Source organism: Pseudomonas sp. SST3 (assembly GCF_003325755.1).
On the sequence record NZ_QORI02000093.1, the window covers coordinates 1 to 4823 of the forward strand.

5 protein-coding genes are annotated in these 4823 nt (G+C 50.3%); 2 read left to right on the forward strand and 3 right to left on the reverse strand.

What is annotated here, in order from left to right; genetic code table 11:
- Positions 1-665 precede the first annotated feature (665 nt).
- Positions 666-2099, forward strand: a complete 1434-nt coding sequence (locus DQ405_RS24090; RefSeq protein ID WP_168426340.1) for a site-specific integrase — start codon at positions 666-668, stop codon at positions 2097-2099.
- A 260-nt stretch (positions 2100-2359) separates the two neighbouring features.
- A complete protein-coding gene (locus DQ405_RS24095) occupies positions 2360-2779 on the forward strand; it encodes a hypothetical protein (protein ID WP_342030454.1) in 420 nt (139 codons plus the stop codon).
- Positions 2780-2793: 14 nt separating this feature from the next.
- Here the strand turns inward: DQ405_RS24095 and DQ405_RS24100 are convergent, their stop codons facing one another.
- From DQ405_RS24100 to DQ405_RS24110, 3 genes are all read right to left on the reverse strand, one after another.
- A complete protein-coding gene (locus tag DQ405_RS24100) occupies positions 2794-3003 on the reverse strand; it encodes a hypothetical protein (protein WP_168426342.1) in 210 nt (69 codons plus the stop codon).
- 349 nt (positions 3004-3352) lie between these two features.
- Complete coding sequence (locus DQ405_RS24105; RefSeq protein ID WP_168426343.1) at positions 3353-3889, reverse strand: hypothetical protein; 537 nt, start codon at positions 3887-3889, stop codon at positions 3353-3355.
- The gene (locus DQ405_RS24110) at positions 3858-4613 is read right to left on the reverse strand and encodes a hypothetical protein (protein WP_168426344.1); all 756 of its coding nucleotides are present in this window, start codon (positions 4611-4613) and stop codon (positions 3858-3860) included. Before DQ405_RS24110 ends, DQ405_RS24105 begins: the two co-directional genes overlap by 32 nt.
- Positions 4614-4823: the final 210 nt, after the last annotated feature.

Genomic DNA, 4823 nt, shown 5'->3' on the forward strand with positions numbered 1-4823 from the left:
AAATACCTAGACAAAATGGTGCAACAACCTGAGTTCGATATGACCACATATAAAGTCAGGCTTGAAACTTACGATGAAGAAATCTACACCATCGATTTCGCTATTTGTCTAGGAGGCCAAAAAGATGAGAGATACAACAAATAAAAATCTCCACTCTCGTCACACTTGGCTTTCACAGGTGCTATCTAAAGAAATTACACCGTCGAAAGCCCAGCTTCGAGCTCTATCCTCGATGCGAGGCTTCTGCAAACTGGAGGTCGCTGGCTGCTTCACATCGATTTCGCTCAACTCCCTGAAGCAAGCGGCTAAGGTTGCACAGTTTGGCATCTCTGGGTCAAGCCTGTGGGACAAGATGCTACAGATGAGAAACCATGGCATTCGCCCTGTTGACTCCCAAGGTTAACCCGGCGCCGCGCCTAACCTTCCTTCAGACAAGGATCAGGCACGCATCGCGCTGCTGGAGGCTCACATCGCCTCGAAGGCGTACTTTGACATCCTGACTTTCCTAGAGCGTGTTGACCCTCAAAGCACCCGTAGCGCTGATGAAATCCGTGCAGCCATCGCACTTAAAGTCAAAACTTCCAAGGCCAAATATCACTCTTTCCTGATAAGCGACCAGATATTTTCTTCAGAGAAAATGAAGGTTATCGACGGCGGCAAAAAGGATGGGTAAGCAACTCTACACGGAATATGAGTCCGTAAGCGTACCAGACAAAGCTATGCCGGTTCGGAAGACTGGGGCGTTCATTGGAAAGCCACGCATTATCGGAAATTTCGTACTTATTCGTTGGCCCAACGGGAGGCCATGTAACCTTGCCAATCTATGGATGGATGAGATCTGCGCGTCCACAGGCGCCAGGGATTCTGCGCGGGTAGACGCGGCGCTCATCACGCACTTCGTTCGCTTCTGCTCTGTCAAGAACATTCAATTCAGTAATTTCAACGAAACTAATTTTCAGGATTTTACTAAACAGCTAGTTGAAGAAACCAAATCCACCCTTCGTGGTATCGAACCAGCAAGGAACAACAACCGCACCCGGCTAATTCAGCATACCATGCTTAACTTTCTGCACTGGCTAACCGAAAATTACCCAAATCTATCTAAAACACCATTGATAGGCTTAAAGAATAGCGGTGCAAACATCACGATATCTTACGAGACAAATCCCAAAACCAAGCGATGCTACATGGTTCATCCACTGCTCGTGGCTCCCGTGCCGTACAACGATGACAAGGTGGCAATAGACGAACATATCATCCAAAAAATCCAGGATGAGATTTTCCGGAAGCGAGACTGGGAGGATCTGCCTGCTAGCTCCAGACTTAAATCAATCAGTGACCTCGAACTTTACGATGCTACCAGTGTGTATCTATACGAACGGCGGATGTTCACGTTAAGAATGATGAAGCTCACAGGACTACGTCCTGAGGAGCTGTTTGACCTCGACCTTGAGCTCAATCAAAACATTTCGAACACACTGGAGATTGTGATCCCCACTAAAAAGCGCGGAACTCCGGCACCGTTACGCCGTTTTAAAATCAATGCTGCAGATGCAAGGCGGTTTGCAATTTACGTGGAAGCTAGGAAGACTTATATTGACTTCCTAGCGGATCGTAATATTTTGTTCGACCAGCCCAACAATATATTCCTAGGTGAAAACGGTAGTCGATTGAAAAAAGAGTCAATCACTAAGGAGTTTGACCGACTGTGTTTAGGAGCTGGTTTGTCAGGTACCCGTGTTTGCCTGTCCATGTTTAGACATCGTTTTGTCACGCGTCAAATCAATATCAGACTGGAGGAAAGATTCGCCCAAACCCCCGCTCTAAAGAAAGGGTGGACGCCGGCGCTGCGAGACGATGTTTGCGCAGAGGTGGCACAACTCACCGGGCACTCTGACCCTGAATCTCTCCATCATTATTTTCACGCTGAATACAAGGCGCTCACGTCGAGCTCGACCTACAGTTCGATGCTTGAGGCCCAGGACGAACTGGACTCTGTTAAAGACACGCTCACTGCTCTAGAGCATAAATCCAAGCTGCAAAAAAATGATCTGTCGGTTGAGATCCAAAAACCTCAAAGCTCTGGCCGAAAAGCTTGAAATGCGGCTAAGCAACCGCGAGAGTGCTTAGTAGTGCTTCTACACCACCCGACCGGCCTGTGGGCCAGAGTTATCACGGTGCCATACGCTACCGGTGTGCGGTTACCGATACCTGGGAGAATAGTCAGATGCGAATAGTCCGTACGCTATGGGATCTCATAAGCAAAGACCACCGCCCTCAGCGTGAGATTGAGCGCGAACGTGCGTTCATCCAAGCCGCGAACAGGCTCAAGACCCTTAGGGTATCGCCGGAAGGAGCCATGTTCATTGATCCCGAAGAGTTCCGGGAGCAGATTGTCTGCGCACGTGAGCAGTTGAAGCACCTCGTACCCAACCCGGGAGCACCTGGCGGGCCGTCCCGACCATCTGAGAACCATAGGGCGGATCAGCGCGCGGATATCGCTGCAGAGGCTTCTGTGAGGCCCATGGACTGTATTGAGGCGGTGGCCTGGCGTCGGCTTCCCAGTGGCGCTGCTGTGCGCTACGTGTGCCTCCAGTCCACGCATACCGGTAGATATGCCGTAGCTATAGCCAGCATGTTCTCGGGCTCGTCGGAGACACTCCCTACTTGGATCGACGGCGACGTCAACAGACAGGTCGCAAACGCGCTACAGGGCATTGATTTCCAGTGGTACGCGACTGTGAGTGACGCGATGAATGCTTGGGATGCAGAGCTCTGAACGCCGTGCACGCTTCACTGGCACCAAGGGCCCCAGGAAGGCGGGTTCTCGACGATATCGATTGAGATGCTGAGCTCGCGCTGCATGCGCTCGAATACCCTGTTCAGGGTCGGATGGGTATCGGACTCCTTCAGTGTTGTCACCAAGAGCAATAGCTCTCGACCTTGAGCCAAGGGCATCTGGACGTCGCAATACACTGTGTCGTCATCGTCTATCATTCCCATCGAAAAATCCTCATAGGATGCTCTTCGCTTCTGGCTTATCCGGCCTGGTGTTGGGGCGTGCCCCTGCGGGGATGGTCTGTCGTGAACCGAGTCTTCGTCTCGGCCCTCCGGGCTTCCATGCCGCACGCCTGCGCGCTCCGCTTGCGTCACACTGCCCTCTCGCTCCACATACAGTTAACCTAGCCCCTAGCTTCGATATCGTATGCTAAGGGTTTCGGCAATAGTTTGACGCTAATGCATCGCCCCTCCTACTCAAACCTCTTTCCTCTCTCCCTCAAAAAGTTAATAATTTTAATTTGGCTCATCCAACCGCCATAAAAAAGAACAAAAAAACTTGCCTATGTAGGCGTTAGCCATGAATTCCCTTGCGCATAATTCCGACTATATTGCCGATTTGGTTTAACAGTTCCTTCGCCTCATCTTTTTCGAGTCCGTGTAAGTAGTGCTGGAGTCGCTCGATCTCAGAAACTGCTCCTGCATAGTCCTTACAAAGCGCGAGTATCTCTGCATACTGCCCCCTGACCTGAACCATCCTTCCGATTAAGCCCATCTCAGAGACTACACGCAAAACTTGTTGCTCAAGAATTTCTCTAGCTCCCACATACTCACCTGCTTCGGCAAACTCTTCAGCGGCATCCTGCCCCAACCTCACGAACGAATCGTATGCATTAACCATATTGTAGAATTTCATGGCATGGATGCGAGAAAAGCCGGACTTGCGTCCCTGCGCATTCAAAATTTTCGCATACAAATCCAGCGAGTCCGCAAGATGCTTGATGTCCTCACTCACGTCATCTGACCGCTTGATCACTTTCCAAAGTACATCTGGATTTTTGCCGAGGACATCTTTTGGCTCAAGCCCCAAAATCCCATAATATCCGTCCATAACTGCCTTGCACAAAAGCTCTGCTGCTTTTGTAGCGCTTTAAGCTTTCCACAGTGCGAAAGCATGGTTTATAGTCGAATATCCGCCTGTGGATCGAATCTGGAATTTTTGGGGCAGCGGACTCAACCTCTCTCCTCACATCTTTTTCATGACCGAGGTATGCTGCAAATAAGATTTTTTTCATAGCTAGCGATAAATGCTCGCGAAACTCAAAGCCGTGAGCATCTAGAATTTGCGCCATCGTTGATAGATGGCTTGAAGCTTCATCATAACGACTGTCTCTCATGAGAGAGAATACAAGTCCGTCAAGTGCCCAGAACGTTTGTCCTGGATCTAAACTTCCCGAGCTTACTGCACTCGCCAAACTAGACGCTACATCTACCAGGATCCCCATCTCATAGAATGTCTCCTCACCAGCGAGTTCGATGAGCGGCTCGACGTCATTAAGCTTAATGAAAACTTGAATCAGAAGTGCAATCCGCGAGGTGTCACGGTTTTTCTCCATTCCCTGGATCAGCAACTCCTTCAACGTCAGCAAGGCGGCAGTGACCACAGGCTCACCCATGAGCTCCAGGTGACGTAGGCCTAGGGCACGGACGGCATCATGGACTTTGAGCGTTTTGGCGCCAAACACCTCAACTGTCCCCGTTGCCTGGATTTTCTTGATTACCGCAGCTGCGCCACCCGGCGACAGCTTGAGGGTGGTTTGCAGCAGGCGAACCACTTTCTTCTTGCGTTAACCCGGTGTCGGCCAAACTGACTACAGCCAAGGCATTCTGTGTAACTGCGTCATAACCTTCGTAAACACGAGCCAGGATAATTCYTCCTTGAGCAGTCTCAGCGACGTTTGCCTGCAGAGCAAGGTCAGCGCAGAGCGTTTCAATGTTCCCATCGTAATCAGCTTTGGCAATCGCAATGGCACTATCGACATATA